Origin of the sequence: Escherichia sp. WS3227_2, from assembly GCF_046486495.1 — a bacterium.
GTDB classification, from domain to species: Bacteria; Pseudomonadota; Gammaproteobacteria; order Enterobacterales; family Enterobacteriaceae; genus Escherichia; species Escherichia coli.
In genome coordinates this window covers 558,363-576,608 of record NZ_JBJQLG010000001.1, presented here as the reverse complement: position 1 = coordinate 576,608, position 18,246 = coordinate 558,363, and the positions used below count along the sequence as shown (strand labels likewise).

14 protein-coding genes, 1 other RNA gene and 1 pseudogene are annotated in these 18,246 nt (G+C 48.2%); 12 read left to right on the top strand and 4 right to left on the bottom strand.

Annotated features, from left to right (window positions below):
* Positions 1-54: 54 nt before the first annotated feature.
* Entirely contained in the window at positions 55-1,626 is a 1,572-nt protein-coding gene (gene garD, locus ACJHXB_RS02775) for a galactarate dehydratase (protein ID WP_001273737.1), read from the bottom strand.
* A gap of 374 nt (positions 1,627-2,000) precedes the next feature.
* On the opposite strand from garD, the gene garP reads away from it, so the two are divergent.
* From garP to rnpB, 5 genes are all read left to right on the top strand, one after another.
* Positions 2,001-3,335, top strand: coding sequence for a galactarate/glucarate/glycerate transporter GarP (gene garP, locus ACJHXB_RS02770; RefSeq protein ID WP_000599654.1), 1,335 nt, complete (start codon positions 2,001-2,003; stop codon positions 3,333-3,335).
* A gap of 15 nt (positions 3,336-3,350) precedes the next feature.
* The gene (garL, locus tag ACJHXB_RS02765) at positions 3,351-4,121 is read left to right on the top strand and encodes a 2-dehydro-3-deoxyglucarate aldolase (RefSeq protein ID WP_001058227.1); all 771 of its coding nucleotides are present in this window, start codon (positions 3,351-3,353) and stop codon (positions 4,119-4,121) included.
* 29 nt (positions 4,122-4,150) lie between these two features.
* Positions 4,151-5,041 (top strand): 2-hydroxy-3-oxopropionate reductase, encoded by an 891-nt coding sequence (gene garR, locus ACJHXB_RS02760; protein ID WP_001303675.1) that lies wholly within the window; start codon positions 4,151-4,153, stop codon positions 5,039-5,041.
* 96 nt (positions 5,042-5,137) lie between these two features.
* The gene (gene garK, locus ACJHXB_RS02755) at positions 5,138-6,283 is read left to right on the top strand and encodes a glycerate 2-kinase (protein WP_410233460.1); all 1,146 of its coding nucleotides are present in this window, start codon (positions 5,138-5,140) and stop codon (positions 6,281-6,283) included.
* 32 nt (positions 6,284-6,315) lie between these two features.
* An RNA gene (gene rnpB, locus ACJHXB_RS02750) (RNase P RNA component class A) lies at positions 6,316-6,692 on the top strand.
* A 107-nt stretch (positions 6,693-6,799) separates the two neighbouring features.
* On the opposite strand, the gene ACJHXB_RS02745 is transcribed toward rnpB, so the two are convergent.
* The 3 genes and pseudogenes from ACJHXB_RS02745 to tdcR all read right to left on the bottom strand — a co-directional run bounded on the left by ACJHXB_RS02745 (position 6,800) and on the right by tdcR (position 9,021).
* Positions 6,800-7,987 carry a YhaC family protein gene (locus ACJHXB_RS02745; RefSeq protein WP_000075597.1) on the bottom strand — a complete coding sequence of 396 codons (1,188 nt, stop codon included), beginning with the start codon at positions 7,985-7,987 and terminating at the stop codon, positions 6,800-6,802.
* Between the two features lie 21 nt (positions 7,988-8,008).
* Positions 8,009-8,547 (bottom strand): annotated as a pseudogene (gene yhaB, locus ACJHXB_RS02740) (protein YhaB).
* A gap of 255 nt (positions 8,548-8,802) precedes the next feature.
* Positions 8,803-9,021: a transcriptional activator TdcR gene (gene tdcR / locus ACJHXB_RS02735; protein WP_171850256.1), complete on the bottom strand. Its 219-nt coding sequence runs from the start codon at positions 9,019-9,021 to the stop codon at positions 8,803-8,805.
* A 314-nt stretch (positions 9,022-9,335) separates the two neighbouring features.
* Here tdcR and tdcA point away from each other — a divergent pair, with 314 nt between their 5' ends.
* From tdcA to tdcG, 7 genes are all read left to right on the top strand, one after another.
* Positions 9,336-10,274, top strand: coding sequence for a transcriptional regulator TdcA (gene tdcA / locus ACJHXB_RS02730; protein WP_000104211.1), 939 nt, complete (start codon positions 9,336-9,338; stop codon positions 10,272-10,274).
* A gap of 98 nt (positions 10,275-10,372) precedes the next feature.
* The gene (gene tdcB / locus ACJHXB_RS02725; RefSeq protein ID WP_000548347.1) at positions 10,373-11,362 is read left to right on the top strand and encodes a bifunctional threonine ammonia-lyase/L-serine ammonia-lyase TdcB; all 990 of its coding nucleotides are present in this window, start codon (positions 10,373-10,375) and stop codon (positions 11,360-11,362) included.
* Between the two features lie 21 nt (positions 11,363-11,383).
* A complete protein-coding gene (tdcC, locus tag ACJHXB_RS02720) occupies positions 11,384-12,715 on the top strand; it encodes a threonine/serine transporter TdcC (protein WP_000107718.1) in 1,332 nt (443 codons plus the stop codon).
* 25 nt (positions 12,716-12,740) lie between these two features.
* Positions 12,741-13,949, top strand: a complete 1,209-nt coding sequence (gene tdcD / locus ACJHXB_RS02715; protein ID WP_001297162.1) for a propionate kinase — start codon at positions 12,741-12,743, stop codon at positions 13,947-13,949.
* A 33-nt stretch (positions 13,950-13,982) separates the two neighbouring features.
* Positions 13,983-16,277 carry a 2-ketobutyrate formate-lyase/pyruvate formate-lyase gene (gene tdcE / locus ACJHXB_RS02710; protein WP_000861734.1) on the top strand — a complete coding sequence of 765 codons (2,295 nt, stop codon included), beginning with the start codon at positions 13,983-13,985 and terminating at the stop codon, positions 16,275-16,277.
* Positions 16,278-16,290: 13 nt separating this feature from the next.
* Complete coding sequence (locus ACJHXB_RS02705) at positions 16,291-16,680, top strand: enamine/imine deaminase (protein WP_000719990.1); 390 nt, start codon at positions 16,291-16,293, stop codon at positions 16,678-16,680.
* A gap of 71 nt (positions 16,681-16,751) precedes the next feature.
* Positions 16,752-18,116: an L-serine ammonia-lyase gene (tdcG, locus tag ACJHXB_RS02700; RefSeq protein WP_000622121.1), complete on the top strand. Its 1,365-nt coding sequence runs from the start codon at positions 16,752-16,754 to the stop codon at positions 18,114-18,116.
* The last annotated feature ends 130 nt before the right edge of the window (positions 18,117-18,246 follow it).

Genomic DNA, 18,246 nt, shown 5'->3' with positions numbered 1-18,246 from the left:
ACAATAAAAACATGGCACTAAGGCCATGTTTTGCGAGGGACGTTCCAAAAGAAATCAGGTCACCGGTGCTGGGTTAAACACCGCCAGCTGGTTATGCAGTCCCCATTGATCCGAGAAGGTTTTCTTCTTCCCGCTGGCGACGTCGAGAATAAAGTGGAACAACTTCCAGCCCACCTCTTCAATGCTCTCTTCGCCGGTAGCGATAGTGCCCGCGTTAATATCCATTAAATCAAACCAGCGGTTCGCCAGCTCGGTGCGGGTTGCCATTTTAATGACGGGTACCGCCATCAGGCCGTACGGCGTACCACGGCCGGTCGTAAACACTTGCACGGTGATACCCGAAGCCACCTGTTGCGTGCCACAGACAAAATCGCTGGCTGGCGTCGCGGCGTAAATTAATCCGCGTTTAGTCGGGCGTTGACCGGGCGACAGCACTTCAACAATTGCACTTTTGCCTGACTTCGCAATGGAGCCGAGCGCTTTCTCCACCACGTTTGCCAGACCGCCTTTCTTGTTGCCCGGCGAAGGGTTGGCGCTGCGGTCGGTTTTTCCCATATTAAGATAGTTATCGTACCACTCCATCTCCTCCAGCAGCCGTTTGCCGACCTCTTCGTTCACTGCGCGTGGTGTCAGCAGATGGATCGCGTCACGCACTTCCGTGACTTCTGAAAACATCACCGTTGCGCCGCAGCGCACCAGTAGATCAGACGCATACCCAACCGCCGGGTTTGCCGTTACGCCAGAAAACGCATCGCTGCCGCCGCACTGCATGCCGACAACCAGTTCTGAAGCCGGACAGGTTTCTCGCTGCCGTTGATTCAGTTTGTGCAAATGGCGTTCGGCGACCTGCAAAATATCCTCGACCATGGACTGAAAACCGACATGCTTTTCATCCTGCAAACTGACAATGCTGGCGCTTTCTACTGGAATAGCTTGCACATCATCCGTTCCAGTCAGCAGGCGCTCAGGCTGCAACTTTTCACAACCCAGACCAATCACCATTACTTCGCCGCCAAAGTTAGGGTTCAGCGAAATATTGTGGATGGTACGGATAGGCACAACTGCCGCCGGTGCGTTAATCGCCACGCCACAACCGTACAAATGATTCAGCCCCACCACGCCATCGACGTTCGGGTATTTCGGTAGCAGATCGCGTTCAATGATTTTTACTACATAGTCCACCACGCCTGCCACACAGTGGACGCTGGTGGTGATGCCGAGCAGGTTTTTGGTGCCTACGCTGCCATCGGCATTGCGATAGCCCTCAAAGGTGTATCCTTCCAGTGGCGGTAAGGGTGCCGGGACTTTGGTTGCCAGTGGCAGCGTGTGTAACGGCGGCGCTTCCGGTAGTACAACCATTGATTCGTCGATCCAGCTTCCGCGTGGGATTGCGCGTACGGCGTAACCAATCACTTCGCCATAACGAATAATTTCACCATTAGCCGGAATGTCCAGCAATGCGACTTTATGCCCCTGGGGAATATGTTCAATTAATTCCAGCCCATCCGGAAAACGCGTTCCTGCTTTCAGGCCATTATCATTAACAATAATTGCCACATTATCTGTGTCGTGAACTTTTATATAAAACGCAGTTGGCGTTTCTTGTCTGATTTCGATGTTGGCCATTGTGCAATATTCTCCAGCCAGGGGTTATTAAAATGAGGACCTGGTCTCATTTAAAAATAAATGACTTCATTGGGTGAAATAAGAATGTCAGGAGTTTAAAGGCAGAAATGTGATCAATGTCAATCATTTCAGGGATTGCAGTGCCGCCCGGTAAGGTAAAGCGCAAATCTGTGCTTTAGCGCGCAACCTTATGTGCATATGCTCAAAATAATATTTAAATAGTACTGATTAAATTAGCATTTGCACAATGATTATTATTCTCCCGCTGCTTATACTAATTCCCGAGTTCATTGTCGTAACGGCATAAATAAAACTCATAAATAACACCTTCCCCATAATAATAAAAATCAGCATAAGTACCCGAGGTAAATAAAATGATTCTGGACACCGTTGACGTAAAAAAGAAAGGCGTGCATACCCGCTATTTAATATTACTGATTATTTTTATTGTTACCGCCGTTAACTACGCCGATCGTGCAACGCTGTCTATTGCTGGTACCGAAGTGGCAAAAGAGTTGCAGTTAAGTGCGGTTTCGATGGGTTACATCTTCTCTGCTTTTGGCTGGGCCTACTTGCTGATGCAAATCCCCGGCGGCTGGCTGCTTGATAAGTTTGGTTCGAAAAAAGTTTACACCTACAGCCTCTTTTTCTGGTCGCTATTCACCTTCCTGCAAGGCTTTGTTGATATGTTCCCGCTGGCCTGGGCAGGGATCTCCATGTTCTTTATGCGCTTTATGCTGGGGTTCTCGGAGGCGCCATCATTCCCGGCGAACGCCCGTATTGTCGCCGCCTGGTTCCCAACGAAAGAACGTGGTACTGCCTCCGCCATCTTTAACTCGGCGCAATATTTCTCGCTGGCGCTCTTTTCGCCGCTGCTTGGCTGGCTGACTTTCGCCTGGGGCTGGGAGCACGTCTTTACCGTTATGGGGGTAATTGGTTTTGTGCTGACGGCGCTGTGGATCAAGTTGATTCATAACCCGACAGATCACCCACGTATGTCTGCGGAAGAGCTGAAGTTTATCTCAGAAAATGGCGCGGTGGTCGATATGGACCACAAAAAGCCGGGCAGTGTGGCAGCAAGCGGTCCCAAACTGCATTACATCAAGCAATTGCTCTCTAACCGCATGATGCTGGGCGTATTTTTCGGACAATATTTTATCAACACCATCACCTGGTTCTTCCTCACCTGGTTCCCAATTTATCTGGTGCAGGAAAAAGGCATGTCGATTCTGAAAGTGGGTCTGGTCGCCTCGATTCCGGCACTGTGTGGCTTTGCGGGCGGCGTGCTGGGAGGTGTCTTCTCGGATTATCTGATCAAACGCGGTTTGTCCCTGACCCTGGCACGTAAGCTACCGATTGTGCTGGGAATGTTGCTGGCTTCCACCATCATCTTATGTAACTACACCAACAACACCACGCTGGTGGTCATGCTGATGGCGCTGGCTTTCTTTGGCAAAGGATTTGGTGCGCTGGGCTGGCCGGTAATTTCTGACACCGCGCCGAAAGAGATTGTTGGCCTCTGCGGCGGCGTCTTTAACGTCTTTGGCAATGTTGCCTCCATTGTCACTCCACTGGTGATTGGCTATCTGGTAAGTGAACTGCACTCCTTCAATGCAGCACTGGTTTTCGTGGGATGTTCAGCGCTGATGGCGATGGTCTGCTACCTCTTCGTAGTTGGCGACATTAAACGTATGGAATTGCAGAAATAAGCAAAGGTATAAGCGATGAATAACGATGTTTTCCCGAATAAATTCAAAGCCGCACTGGCTGCGAAACAGGTACAAATTGGTTGCTGGTCAGCACTCTCTAACCCGATTAGCACTGAAGTTCTTGGTTTGGCTGGGTTTGACTGGCTGGTGCTGGATGGCGAACATGCGCCAAACGATATCTCCACGTTTATTCCGCAGTTAATGGCCCTGAAAGGCAGCGCCAGCGCGCCAGTAGTGCGAGTGCCGACCAACGAGCCGGTAATTATTAAGCGTCTTCTGGATATCGGTTTCTATAACTTCCTGATTCCTTTTGTAGAAACAAAAGAGGAAGCAGAGCAGGCGGTGGCATCAACTCGTTACCCACCGGAAGGCATTCGCGGCGTCTCCGTTTCTCACCGCGCCAATATGTTTGGCACCGTGGCGGATTATTTCGCTCAGTCGAACAAGAACATCACTATTCTGGTCCAGATAGAAAGTCAGCAGGGCGTAGATAACGTCGATGCCATTGCCGCTACCGAAGGCGTAGACGGTATCTTCGTCGGCCCCAGCGATCTGGCTGCGGCATTAGGCCATCTCGGCAATGCCTCGCACCCGGATGTACAAAAAGCAATTCAGCATATTTTTAACCGTGCCAGTGCGCACGGCAAACCCAGCGGTATCCTCGCACCGGTCGAAGCCGATGCGCGTCGTTATCTGGAATGGGGGGCGACGTTTGTGGCTGTCGGCAGCGATCTCGGCGTCTTCCGCTCTGCCACTCAGAAACTGGCTGATACCTTTAAAAAATAACCACCACCGCAACAAGAGAGATGATTGATATGACTATGAAAGTTGGTTTTATTGGCCTGGGGATTATGGGTAAACCAATGAGTAAAAACCTTCTGAAAGCAGGTTACTCGCTGGTGGTTGCTGACCGTAACCCAGAAGCTATTGCTGACGTGATTGCTGCAGGAGCAGAAACAGCCTCTACGGCTAAAGCGATCGCTGAACAGTGCGACGTCATCATAACCATGCTGCCAAACTCCCCTCATGTGAAAGAGGTCGCGCTGGGTGAGAATGGCATTATTGAAGGCGCGAAGCCTGGTACGGTATTGATCGATATGAGTTCTATCGCACCGCTGGCAAGCCGTGAAATCAGCGAAGCGCTGAAAGCGAAAGGCATTGATATGCTGGATGCTCCGGTGAGCGGCGGTGAACCGAAAGCTATCGACGGTACGCTGTCAGTGATGGTGGGCGGCGACAAGGCTATTTTCGACAAATACTATGATTTGATGAAAGCAATGGCGGGTTCCGTGGTGCATACCGGGGAAATTGGTGCAGGTAACGTTACCAAACTGGCGAATCAGGTCATTGTGGCGCTGAATATTGCCGCGATGTCAGAAGCGTTAACGCTGGCAACCAAAGCGGGCGTTAACCCGGATTTGGTGTATCAGGCAATTCGCGGTGGACTGGCGGGCAGTACCGTGCTGGATGCCAAAGCGCCGATGGTGATGGACCGCAACTTCAAGCCGGGCTTCCGTATTGATCTGCATATTAAGGATCTGGCGAATGCACTGGATACTTCCCACGGCGTCGGCGCGCAACTGCCGCTCACAGCTGCGGTTATGGAGATGATGCAGGCACTGCGAGCAGATGGTTTAGGAACGGCGGATCATAGCGCTCTGGCGTGCTACTACGAAAAACTGGCGAAAGTCGAAGTTACTCGTTAATGACGTCGTGCCCGGATGGCGTATTGCAATCCGGGCCTGGAATCCAGGCCGAATAAGAGAAACGCCCTCCGGCGTCATGTGGTAACAGGCATAGGTATGAAAATCGTAATCGCCCCAGACTCTTATAAAGAAAGTTTATCTGCCAGCGAGGTTGCGCAGGCGATAGAAAAAGGATTTCGGGAAATTTTTCCTGATGCACAGTACGTTTCTGTTCCGGTTGCCGACGGTGGCGAAGGAACGGTGGAAGCGATGATTGCAGCCACCCAGGGTTCCGAACGTCACGCCTGGGTTACAGGGCCGCTGGGCGAGAAAGTGAATGCCAGTTGGGGGATCTCCGGCGATGGCAAAACCGCGTTTATTGAAATGGCGGCGGCCAGTGGGCTGGAGCTGGTACCTGCGGAAAAACGCGATCCACTCGTGACCACTTCACGCGGCACAGGCGAGTTAATCCTGCAGGCGCTGGAGAGCGGTGCAACAAACATTATTATCGGCATTGGCGGCAGCGCTACAAATGATGGCGGCGCAGGCATGGTACAGGCGCTGGGGGCGAAATTATGCGACGCCAACGGCAATGAAATTGGTTTTGGCGGCGGTAGCCTTAATACTCTGAATTATATTGATATTTCCGGCCTCGATCCGCGCTTAAAAGATTGCGCCATTCGTGTCGCTTGTGATGTCACCAATCCGCTGGTGGGCGATAACGGCGCATCGCGCATCTTTGGCCCACAAAAGGGAGCCAGTGAAGCGATGATTGTCGAGCTGGACAATAACCTCTCTCACTATGCCGATGTCATTAAAAAAGCGCTGCATGTTGATGTGAAAGATGTCCCCGGCGCAGGAGCTGCGGGTGGTATGGGCGCGGCGCTGATGGCGTTTCTTGGTGCAGAACTGAAAAGTGGTATTGAAATAGTCACTACGGCGCTGAATCTGGAGGAACATATTCACGATTGTACGCTGGTGATCACCGGTGAAGGGCGTATTGACAGCCAGAGTATTCACGGCAAGGTTCCGATTGGCGTCGCAAACGTGGCAAAAAAGTACCATAAACCGGTGATTGGCATTGCGGGTAGCCTGACCAATGATGTTGGCGTTGTACATCAGCATGGCATTGATGCGGTCTTCAGCGTATTGACCAGCATTGGTACGTTGGACGAAGCATTCCGCGGGGCTTATGACAATATCTGCCGTGCTTCACGTAATATCGCCGCGACACTGGCGATTGGAATGCGCAACGCGGGGTGACAAGGGCGCGCAAACCCTCTATACTGCGCGCCGAAGCTGACCAGACAGTCGCCGCTTCGTCGTCGTCCTCTTCGGGGGAGACGGGCGGAGGGGAGGAAAGTCCGGGCTCCATAGGGCAGGGTGCCAGGTAACGCCTGGGGGGGAAACCCACGACCAGTGCAACAGAGAGCAAACCGCCGATGGCCCGCGCAAGCGGGATCAGGTAAGGGTGAAAGGGTGCGGTAAGAGCGCACCGCGCGGCTGGTAACAGTCCGTGGCACGGTAAACTCCACCCGGAGCAAGGCCAAATAGGGGTTCATAAGGTACGGCCCGTACTGAACCCGGGTAGGCTGCTTGAGCCAGTGAGCGATTGCTGGCCTAGATGAATGACTGTCCACGACAGAACCCGGCTTATCGGTCAGTTTCACCTGTTTTACGTAAAAACCCGCTTCGGCGGGTTTTTGCTTTTTGGAGCATAGTGTAAGATGAATAAATATCTGCGGTATTAATAATAGACTTTGTAAGAAGTTATTAAGTCTATATTGCATTTAAAAGGTCGTAATCATACGTATAGTCCTCTCTGGTATAATATTGCTTCTCTGAGTTATAAGCTTCATATGTATTATATTTTACGACTTCAAAGCAATTGTCTGGAGAATTTTCGTCATTCTCGAGTGTATTATCTGGAAGGAATTCCTCTGAGCTAGAGTCCTCTATGTTTAAATCTGTATTGTAATTAATTTTTGGAACGATTAGATAAGCATTTTCTTTGACGCTTTCATAATCTTTAATGATTATATCGATGTAATAATCTATTTTTTCTAATGAGAATGCTTTCATCTCTGGTAATTTAATTCTGTTCAAGTAATTGTTAATTTTCGATGAGCTTTTATATATTTCTTTTGTTAATTCATTTTCTAATTCATCTGTTAGAGTTGCTCTTGGTATAGATTCTATAATTGCAAGTCTCATAATTTTTAATTGTTCTTCGGTAATATCTCCAAGCGCATTTAAACAACTTTCGACAAGCTTAATTTTTTCTTCAGAATACATATCGCTAATGCTTGTTATAACAGGCGTTATTTTTAGTAAATAATCCCAGGAGATTGTGGCGTTTTGTGTTGAACTAACGAAATTTACCTGAAACATGTTGGCATTAGTAAAATCTGTGTCATCCAATTTAAAAGGATTTAAAATTGTATTGGCCATATGTTTATCTGTAAAATCATAAAGTTCTAAATCGACATTCCGTAAGTCCAGAGAGGATAGATCAACTATACCTCCAGTCCCACAACTAAAGATTACGTTCAACCTCCTGATTTCATTGTAAATGTCTTTCAATGGGCAATTAACATTGATATTGCCTGTGGATATTTCCTGGTTTTTTAACGGTTCATTAATGGTAAGTTCACAGGTATTGTCTGATCGTTGAATAATTCGGGCGTTATAACCAAAAAAATCCATACGAAGAGACGAATCATTATAAAGAATTACATTTTGTAAGTACGCTAATTCTTTTTGAAAATCACCAGTGATAATGCATTTCCCACCTGGTTGTAGCGCGTTAAGTAAAGTGACCATTTCAATAGAGGTCTGTTTTAGTTTTTCTATACCTGGTGCTAGTGCTTCGAGGTTATTAACTATGGGGCTTTCAGGAAGATCATTCATTTTTCGACGGACTAAATCACTACTAATATCATTACCAATTGATGAAACAGGGGACATTATTTTATCCTTTATAAATAATCAATAAAAATCATTATTAAAATGATCGGGTGAAAAAAGAGAATTTGCCAACAATCTGAAGGAATGGAGGTTTTATTAAAGTACGTAGGGGGGGGTAAGATGGCTTCTTTTCGGGTGAATTTTGCACAATACTTAGAAATCGTCTCCTTAATACACTCCAGCTCTTTTTTATTGACGGCTGAGCAAGTACATTGTTCGCCAAAAGGTGCAAAAGTGCCTACATCTAATGTTTGTATGATATAATCGTCATGTTCTCCTGTAGAAATATCTATGATGAATGGACTCATATTTTCCGGTTGGATTCGGATCATGACAGAAGGAACATCGCCTTGATAGAAATTCAATGCAGTAATTGCAGATAATACTCTCCGCAGTTCATTACTTATACTGTATATTTTATTAACGTCATTGGTGGAGACAATTTCTGCAAACTTTCTTTTTACCGTCCAATAATCAATATTTCTATTGTGATTGTTAACCACTGCGTGCATTGGCGGGATTGAAGGGTGAAAAATATGTGCAATTGGGAAGCCTTTCATTGATGCCTGCCTTGTCATCATGACAAACAATAATAGATGCTTATTTTCCTCGCAGGGTTCTTTCGCACTATCAAAAAACGCTCATTTACCCGGCATTACAGTAAACGAAGCAACATTCTGTGGCCTACGCCGATCAAAAGCTCTGTGAAAATTCCCCTTGTTGTCTTTGGCAGACCTTATCGCGGCGACCAGCAATTATTCGTTTTGTGATCCTCAACACAAAATGCTATTCGTCACCTATGAGGGGAGAAGAATTTATGGAAAACGATTGCATTCACAAAATGACGTCCTGTCAGAAGAGAAAAAGTTGACGTTAATCAATTGTTCGAGATGATCAATACCTGTATTCGAAATTTTAAAAAATTGATAAAATAAATGTTTGTTCTCCAACAAATAGCGTGAAAAAATGTGACGTGCCGCATTATTTATCACTGAAAATGATTTATTTATAATAAAATTTGAGAACTTGCTCATTAAATTTAACTCAAAATTTGCCTGGTAATTATCCGGTAATTGCTTGAAATATGGTCTCAGCCCCTTTTTTGTATTAACCACATAACGAATGATGTTATCGCCATAAAATATGGTTATCCCCGTCATTTTTTTTGACAAAAATCAGGGTTTATGCTGATTTTTATACTTTAACTTATTGATATATAAAGATATTTAATTGGAATAACGATGCCATGGAAAGTATTGAAAGTTAATTTGTGAGTGGTCGCACATATCCTGTTCATTTCATTTTGATACACTTCATGCCGTCAATGAGGTAATTAACGTAGGTCGTTATGAGCACTATTCTTCTTCCGAAAACGCAGCACCTGGTAGTCTTTCAGGAAGTCATTAGAAGTGGCTCTATCGGCTCGGCTGCAAAAGAATTAGGGTTAACTCAACCGGCCGTCAGTAAAATCATTAACGATATTGAAGATTATTTTGGCGTGGAATTAGTGGTGCGGAAAAATACCGGTGTAACATTAACACCTGCCGGTCAATTGTTACTCTCCCGTTCCGAATCCATTACCCGTGAAATGAAAAATATGGTTAATGAGATAAGCGGTATGTCTTCTGAGGCGGTGGTGGAAGTCTCATTTGGTTTTCCTTCATTGATTGGTTTTACTTTTATGTCCGGGATGATCAACAAGTTCAAAGAGGTGTTCCCGAAAGCGCAGGTTTCTATGTATGAAGCGCAACTGTCTTCGTTCTTACCGGCAATCCGCGACGGTCGACTGGATTTTGCGATTGGTACGTTAAGTGCAGAAATGAAGCTTCAGGATTTACATGTTGAGCCGCTGTTCGAGTCCGAGTTTGTGCTGGTAGCCAGTAAGTCCCGAACATGCACCGGCACCACCACGCTGGAGTCGTTGAAGAACGAACAGTGGGTGTTGCCACAAACCAATATGGGGTACTACAGCGAGCTACTTACTACGTTACAAAGAAATGGCATCAGTATTGAAAACATCGTTAAAACCGACTCAGTCGTGACAATTTATAATCTTGTTCTCAATGCTGATTTCTTAACTGTAATTCCTTGTGATATGACATCACCTTTTGGTTCAAATCAATTTATTACTATTCCGGTTGAAGAAACATTACCTGTGGCACAATATGCCGCGGTATGGTCGAAAAATTATCGTATTAAAAAAGCAGCATCGGTTTTGGTGGAATTAGCCAAAGAGTATTCATCTTATAATGGGTGTAGACGAAGGCAATTAATTGAAGTTGGTTAGTTATTTGTTTTTATTTAAACATAAATAATCCACCTGTCTGTTTTGCAGGTGTCGGTTACGGTTACCTACATATTTAATTCAGGCTAAGAGGTTTTATAATGCATATTACATACGATCTCCCGGTTGCTATTGATGACATCATTGAAGCTAAACAACGACTGGCTGGGCGAATTTATAAAACAGGCATGCCTCGCTCCAACTATTTTAGTGAACGTTGCAAAGGTGAAATATTCCTCAAATTCGAAAACATGCAGCGTACCGGTTCATTTAAAATTCGTGGCGCATTTAATAAATTAAGTTCACTGACCGATGCGGAAAAACGTAAAGGTGTAGTGGCCTGCTCTGCGGGCAACCATGCGCAAGGGGTTTCGCTCTCCTGCGCGATGCTGGGTATCGACGGTAAAGTGGTGATGCCAAAAGGCGCGCCGAAATCCAAAGTAGCGGCAACGTGCGACTACTCTGCAGAAGTCGTTCTGCATGGTGATAACTTCAACGACACTATCGCTAAAGTGAGCGAAATTGTCGAAATGGAAGGCCGTATTTTTATCCCACCTTATGATGATCCGAAAGTGATTGCTGGCCAGGGAACGATTGGTCTGGAAATTATGGAAGATCTCTATGATGTCGATAATGTGATTGTGCCAATTGGTGGTGGCGGTTTAATTGCTGGTATTGCGGTGGCAATAAAATCTATTAACCCGACCATTCGTGTTATTGGCGTACAGTCAGAAAACGTTCACGGCATGGCGGCTTCTTTCCACTCCGGAGAAATAACCACGCACCGAACTACCGGCACCCTGGCGGATGGTTGTGATGTCTCCCGCCCGGGTAATTTAACTTACGAAATCGTTCGTGAATTAGTCGATGACATCGTGCTGGTCAGCGAAGACGAAATCAGAAACAGTATGATTGCCTTAATTCAGCGCAATAAAGTCGTCACCGAAGGCGCAGGCGCTCTGGCATGTGCTGCATTATTAAGCGGTAAATTAGACCAATATATTCAAAACAGAAAAACCGTCAGTATTATTTCCGGCGGCAATATCGATCTTTCTCGCGTCTCTCAAATCACCGGTTTCGTTGACGCTTAATTAATTCGTTGAGGATAGGATATGAGTACTTCAGATAGCATTGTATCCAGCCAGACAAAACAATCGTCCTGGCGTAAATCAGATACCACATGGACGTTAGGCTTGTTTGGTACGGCAATCGGCGCCGGGGTGCTGTTCTTCCCTATCCGCGCAGGTTTTGGCGGACTGATCCCGATTCTTCTGATGTTGGTATTGGCATACCCCATCGCGTTTTATTGCCACCGGGCGCTGGCGCGTCTGTGTCTTTCTGGCTCTAACCCTTCCGGCAACATTACGGAAACGGTGGAAGAGCATTTTGGTAAAACTGGCGGCGTGGTTATCACGTTCCTGTACTTCTTCGCGATTTGCCCACTGCTGTGGATTTATGGCGTTACTATTACCAATACCTTTATGACGTTCTGGGAAAACCAGCTCGGCTTTGCACCGCTGAATCGCGGCTTTGTGGCGCTGTTCCTGTTGCTGCTGATGGCTTTCGTCATCTGGTTTGGTAAGGATCTGATGGTTAAAGTGATGAGCTACCTGGTATGGCCGTTTATCGCCAGCCTGGTGCTGATTTCTCTGTCGCTGATCCCTTACTGGAACTCTGCAGTTATCGACCAGGTTGACCTCGGTTCGCTGTCGTTAACCGGTCATGACGGTATCCTGATCACTGTCTGGCTGGGGATTTCCATCATGGTTTTCTCCTTTAACTTCTCGCCAATCGTCTCTTCCTTCGTGGTTTCTAAACGTGAAGAGTATGAGAAAGACTTCGGGCGCGACTTCACCGAACGTAAATGCTCCCAAATCATTTCTCGTGCCAGCATTCTGATGGTTGCAGTGGTGATGTTCTTTGCCTTTAGCTGCCTGTTTACGCTGTCTCCGGCCAACATGGCGGAAGCCAAAGCGCAGAATATTCCAGTGCTTTCTTATCTGGCTAACCACTTTGCGTCCATGACCGGTACCAAAACAACGTTCGCGATTACACTGGAATATGCGGCTTCCATCATCGCACTCGTGGCTATCTTCAAATCTTTCTTCGGTCACTATCTGGGGACGCTGGAAGGCTTGAATGGCCTGATTCTGAAGTTCGGTTATAAAGGTGACAAAACCAAAGTGTCGCTGGGTAAACTGAATACTCTCAGCATGATCTTCATCATGGGCTCCACCTGGGTTGTTGCCTACGCCAACCCGAACATCCTCGACCTGATTGAAGCCATGGGCGCACCGATTATCGCATCACTGCTGTGCCTGTTGCCGATGTATGCCATTCGTAAAGCGCCGTCTCTGGCGAAATACCGTGGTCGTCTGGATAACGTGTTTGTTACCGTGATTGGTCTGCTGACCATCCTGAACATCGTATACAAACTGTTTTAATCCGTAACTCAGGATGAGAAAAGAGATGAATGAATTTCCGGTTGTTTTGGTTATTAACTGTGGTTCATCTTCGATTAAGTTTTCCGTGCTCGATGCCAGCGACTGTGAAGTATTAATGTCAGGTATTGCCGACGGTATTAACTCGGAAAATGCATTCTTATCCGTAAATGGGGGAGAGCCAGCACCGCTGGCTCACCACAGCTACGAAGGTGCATTGAAGGCAATTGCATTTGAACTGGAAAAACGGAATTTAAATGACAGCGTGGCCTTAATTGGCCACCGCATCGCTCACGGCGGCAGTATTTTTACCGAGTCCGCCATTATTACCGATGAAGTCATTGATAATATCCGTCGCGTTTCTCCACTGGCACCCCTGCATAATTACGCCAATTTAAGTGGTATTGAATCGGCGCAGCAATTATTTCCTGGCGTAACTCAGGTGGCGGTATTTGATACCAGTTTCCACCAGACGATGGCTCCGGAAGCTTATTTATACGGCCTGCCGTGGAAATATTATGAAGAGTTAGGTGTACGCCGTTATGGTTTCCACGGCACGTCGCACCGCTATGTTTCCCAGCGCGCACATTCTTTGCTGAATCTGGCGGAAGATGACTCCGGCCTGGTTGTGGCGCATCTTGGCAATGGCGCGTCAATCTGCGCAGTTCGCAACGGTCAGAGTGTTGACACTTCAATGGGAATGACGCCGCTGGAAGGCTTGATGATGGGTACCCGCAGTGGTGATGTCGACTTTGGTGCGATGTCCTGGGTCGCCAGCCAAACCAACCAGAGCCTGGGTGACCTGGAACGCGTAGTGAATAAAGAGTCGGGATTATTAGGTATTTCCGGTCTTTCTTCGGATTTACGTGTTCTGGAAAAAGCCTGGCATGAAGGTCACGAACGCGCGCAACTGGCAATTAAAACCTTTGTTCACCGAATTGCCCGTCATATTGCCGGACACGCAGCCTCATTACGTCGCCTGGATGGAATTATATTCACCGGCGGAATAGGAGAAAATTCAAGTTTAATTCGTCGTCTGGTCATGGAACATTTGGCTGTATTAGGCGTAGAGATTGATACAGAAATGAATAATCGCTCTAACTCCTGTGGAGAGCGAATTGTTTCCAGTGAAAATGCCCGTGTCATTTGCGCCGTTATCCCAACCAACGAAGAAAAAATGATTGCTTTGGATGCCATTCATTTAGGCAAAGTGAACGCGCCCGCAGAATTTGCATAATTTAGTTGAAGTATTGTAGAGAGATTATTTTTCATGAAGGTAGATATTGATACCAGCGATAAGCTGTACGCCGACGCATGGCTTGGCTTTAAAGGTACGGACTGGAAAAACGAAATTAATGTCCGCGATTTTATTCAACATAACTATACACCGTATGAAGGTGATGAATCTTTTCTCGCCGAAGCGACGCCAGCCACCACGGAATTGTGGGAAAAAGTGATGGAAGGCATTCGTATCGAAAACGCAACCCACGCGCCGGTTGATTTCGATACTAATATTGCTACCACCATTACCGCTCATGATGCGGGATATATTAACCAGCCGCTGGAAAAAATAGTGGGCCTGCAAACGGATGCGCCATTAAAGCGTGCGCTGCATCCGTTCGGTGGCATTAATATGATTAAAAGTTCATTCCACGCCTATGGCCGTGAAATGGACAGTGAATTTGAATATCTGTTTACCGATCTGCGTAAAACCCATAATCAGGGCGTATTTGATGTTTACTCACCAGATATGCTGCGCTGCCGTAAATCGGGTGTACTGACTGGTTTGCCAGATGGTTATGGCCGTGGGCGCATTATCGGTGACTACCGCCGCGTGGCGCTGTATGGCATCAGTTATCTGGTGCGTGAACGCGAACTGCAATTTGCCGATCTCCAGTCCCGTCTGGAAAAAGGCGAAGATCTCGAAGCCACCATCCGTCTGCGTGAGGAGCTGGCAGAGCATCGTCATGCGCTTTTGCAGATTCAGGAAATGGCGGCGAAATATGGCTTTGATATCTCTCGCCCGGCGCAGAATGCGCAGGAAGCGGTGCAGTGGCTCTACTTCGCTTACCTGGCGGCAGTGAAATCACAGAACGGCGGCGCGATGTCGCTGGGTCGCACGGCATCGTTCCTCGATATCTACATTGAGCGCGACTTTAAAGCTGGCGTACTCAATGAGCAGCAGGCACAGGAACTGATCGACCACTTCATTATGAAGATCCGTATGGTGCGCTTCCTGCGTACGCCGGAATTTGATTCGCTGTTCTCCGGCGACCCAATCTGGGCGACGGAAGTGATCGGCGGGATGGGGCTGGACGGTCGTACGCTGGTGACCAAAAACTCCTTCCGCTATTTGCACACCCTGCACACTATGGGGCCTGCACCGGAACCTAACCTGACCATTCTTTGGTCGGAAGAATTACCGATTGCCTTCAAAAAATATGCCGCGCAGGTGTCGATCGTCACCTCTTCCTTGCAGTATGAAAACGACGATCTGATGCGTACTGACTTCAACAGCGACGATTACGCGATTGCCTGCTGCGTCAGCCCAATGGTGATTGGTAAGCAGATGCAGTTCTTTGGTGCGCGCGCTAACCTGGCGAAAACACTGCTGTACGCAATTAACGGCGGGGTGGATGAGAAGCTGAAGATTCAGGTCGGGCCGAAAACAGCACCGTTGATGGACGACGTGCTGGACTACGACAAAGTGATGGACAGCCTCGATCATTTCATGGACTGGCTGGCGGTGCAGTACATCAGCGCGCTGAATATCATCCACTACATGCACGACAAGTACAGCTATGAAGCCTCGCTGATGGCGCTACATGATCGTGATGTCTATCGCACCATGGCGTGCGGCATCGCGGGCCTGTCGGTGGCAACGGACTCCCTGTCTGCCATCAAATATGCCCGCGTGAAACCAATCCGTGACGAAAACGGCCTGGCGGTGGATTTCGAAATCGACGGTGAATATCCGCAGTACGGCAACAACGACGAGCGCGTAGACAGTATTGCCTGCGACCTGGTTGAACGCTTTATGAAGAAAATTAAAGCGCTGCCAACCTATCGCAACGCCGTCCCCACCCAGTCGATTCTGACTATCACTTCTAACGTGGTGTACGGCCAGAAAACCGGTAACACGCCAGACGGTCGTCGCGCGGGTACACCGTTCGCACCGGGCGCTAACCCGATGCACGGTCGTGACCGCAAAGGTGCCGTGGCCTCGTTGACGTCGGTGGCGAAACTGCCGTTCACCTACGCCAAAGACGGGATCTCGTACACCTTCTCGATCGTGCCTGCGGCGCTGGGCAAAGAAGATCCAGTACGTAAAACCAACCTTGTCGGCCTGCTGGATGGGTATTTCCACCACGAAGCGGATGTCGAAGGCGGTCAACACCTCAACGTCAACGTAATGAATCGGGAAATGCTGCTGGATGCCATCGAGCACCCGGAAAAATATCCTAACCTGACAATCCGTGTCTCTGGCTACGCCGTGCGCTTCAACGCACTGACCCGTGAACAGCAACAGGATGTTATTTCACGTACTTTTACCCAGGCGCTCTGACGCCGGAGGATGTATGAAAAAGATTATCGAAACGCAACGTGCCCCAGGCGCAATCGGCCCTTATGTTCAGGGCGTTGATTTAGGCAGCATGGTCTTCACCTCCGGGCAAATTCCGGTTTGCCCACAGACCGGTGAAATCCCGGCTGATGTGCAAGATCAGGCGCGTTTAAGCCTCGAAAACGTCAAAGCGATCGTGGTTGCTGCCGGGCTGAGCGTGGGCGATATCATCAAGATGACCGTGTTCATCACCGATCTGAATGATTTTGCCACCATCAATGAAGTCTATAAGCAGTTCTTCGATGAGCATCAGGCGACCTACCCGACCCGGAGCTGTGTACAGGTCGCGCGTTTGCCGAAAGATGTGAAGCTGGAAATTGAAGCCATCGCAGTACGTAGTGCGTAAAGCCTCGTGAGCGGGACGGTCGCAAGGTCGTTCCGCTCCACTTCACTGAACGGCAATCCGAGGGTGTGGATATGATTAGTGCATTCGATATTTTCAAAATTGGGATTGGTCCCTCCAGTTCGCATACCGTGGGGCCAATGAATGCCGGAAAAAGTTTTATTGATCGGCTGGAAAGTAGCGGCTTATTAACCGCGACGAGCCATATTGTGGTCGATCTGTACGGGTCGTTGTCACTGACGGGCAAAGGCCATGCCACGGATGTCGCCATTATCATGGGACTGGCAGGAAACAGTCCGCAGGATGTTGTCATTGATGAGATCCCTGCATTTATAGAGTTAGTAACGCGCAGCGGGCGGCTGCCAGTGGCATCTGGTGCGCATATTGTTGATTTTCCTGTAGCAAAGAACATTATCTTCCATCCCGAAATGTTGCCTCGCCATGAGAACGGAATGCGGATCACTGCCTGGAAGGGACAGGAAGCGCTATTAAGTAAAACCTATTACTCTGTCGGCGGCGGGTTTATTGTCGAAGAAGAACACTTCGGCCAGTCGCACGATGTCGAAACGTCCGTACCTTACGATTTCCACTCAGCAGGTGAACTGCTGAAAATGTGTGATTACAACGGCCTGTCTATATCTGGTCTGATGATGCACAACGAGCTGGCGCTGCGCAGCAAAGCGGAAATTGACGCAGGGTTTGCCCGTATCTGGCAAGTGATGCATGACGGTATTGAACGCGGGATGAACACTGAAGGCGTGCTGCCTGGTCCGCTCAATGTGCCGCGTCGTGCCGTAGCGCTGCGTCGTCAGCTGGTTTCCAGCGATAACATCTCTAACGATCCGATGAATGTCATCGACTGGATCAATATGTACGCGCTGGCGGTTAGTGAAGAAAACGCAGCTGGTGGGCGCGTGGTAACGGCACCGACTAACGGTGCGTGCGGCATTATTCCGGCAGTGCTGGCTTATTACGATAAGTTCCGTCGTCCGGTAAACGAGCGGTCAATTGCCCGCTATTTTCTGGCCGCGGGGGCTATTGGCGCGCTGTATAAAATGAACGCCTCCATCTCTGGCGCGGAAGTCGGCTGTCAGGGGGAGATTGGCGTGGCCTGTTCAATGGCGGCGGCAGGGTTAACTGAACTACTGGGCGGCAGTCCGGCGCAGGTATGCAATGCGGCGGAAATCGCGATGGAACATAACCTTGGGCTGACCTGCGATCCGGTTGCCGGACAGGTACAAATCCCGTGCATTGAACGTAATGCCATTAATGCCGTGAAAGCAGTAAACGCCGCGCGGATGGCGATGCGCCGCACCTCGGCACCGCGTGTTTCACTCGATAAAGTGATCGAGACGATGTATGAAACCGGCAAAGATATGAACGATAAATACCGCGAAACATCACGCGGAGGACTGGCCATTAAAGTGGTCTGCGGCTGACATTGCTGTCAGCTTTCATCCTTGGGTGCACAAATGTGCACCTTTTTTTTGTGATCTGCCGCAAATAGAGAATGAATATTCTCTTGCGATTAATTTAGTAGAAAATTCTTATCCATCTCCGTTATTTCAA

Coding starts and splice junctions, on each gene's coding strand:
- garD (WP_001273737.1), bottom strand. CDS start 1,626: ATGGCCAACATCGAAATCAGACAAGAAACGCCAACTGCGTTTTATATA.
- garP (WP_000599654.1), top strand. CDS start 2,001: ATGATTCTGGACACCGTTGACGTAAAAAAGAAAGGCGTGCATACCCGC.
- garL (WP_001058227.1), top strand. CDS start 3,351: ATGAATAACGATGTTTTCCCGAATAAATTCAAAGCCGCACTGGCTGCG.
- garR (WP_001303675.1), top strand. CDS start 4,151: ATGACTATGAAAGTTGGTTTTATTGGCCTGGGGATTATGGGTAAACCA.
- garK (WP_410233460.1), top strand. CDS start 5,138: ATGAAAATCGTAATCGCCCCAGACTCTTATAAAGAAAGTTTATCTGCC.
- ACJHXB_RS02745 (WP_000075597.1), bottom strand. CDS start 7,987: ATGTCCCCTGTTTCATCAATTGGTAATGATATTAGTAGTGATTTAGTC.
- tdcR (WP_171850256.1), bottom strand. CDS start 9,021: ATGAGCAAGTTCTCAAATTTTATTATAAATAAATCATTTTCAGTGATA.
- tdcA (WP_000104211.1), top strand. CDS start 9,336: ATGAGCACTATTCTTCTTCCGAAAACGCAGCACCTGGTAGTCTTTCAG.
- tdcB (WP_000548347.1), top strand. CDS start 10,373: ATGCATATTACATACGATCTCCCGGTTGCTATTGATGACATCATTGAA.
- tdcC (WP_000107718.1), top strand. CDS start 11,384: ATGAGTACTTCAGATAGCATTGTATCCAGCCAGACAAAACAATCGTCC.
- tdcD (WP_001297162.1), top strand. CDS start 12,741: ATGAATGAATTTCCGGTTGTTTTGGTTATTAACTGTGGTTCATCTTCG.
- tdcE (WP_000861734.1), top strand. CDS start 13,983: ATGAAGGTAGATATTGATACCAGCGATAAGCTGTACGCCGACGCATGG.
- ACJHXB_RS02705 (WP_000719990.1), top strand. CDS start 16,291: ATGAAAAAGATTATCGAAACGCAACGTGCCCCAGGCGCAATCGGCCCT.
- tdcG (WP_000622121.1), top strand. CDS start 16,752: ATGATTAGTGCATTCGATATTTTCAAAATTGGGATTGGTCCCTCCAGT.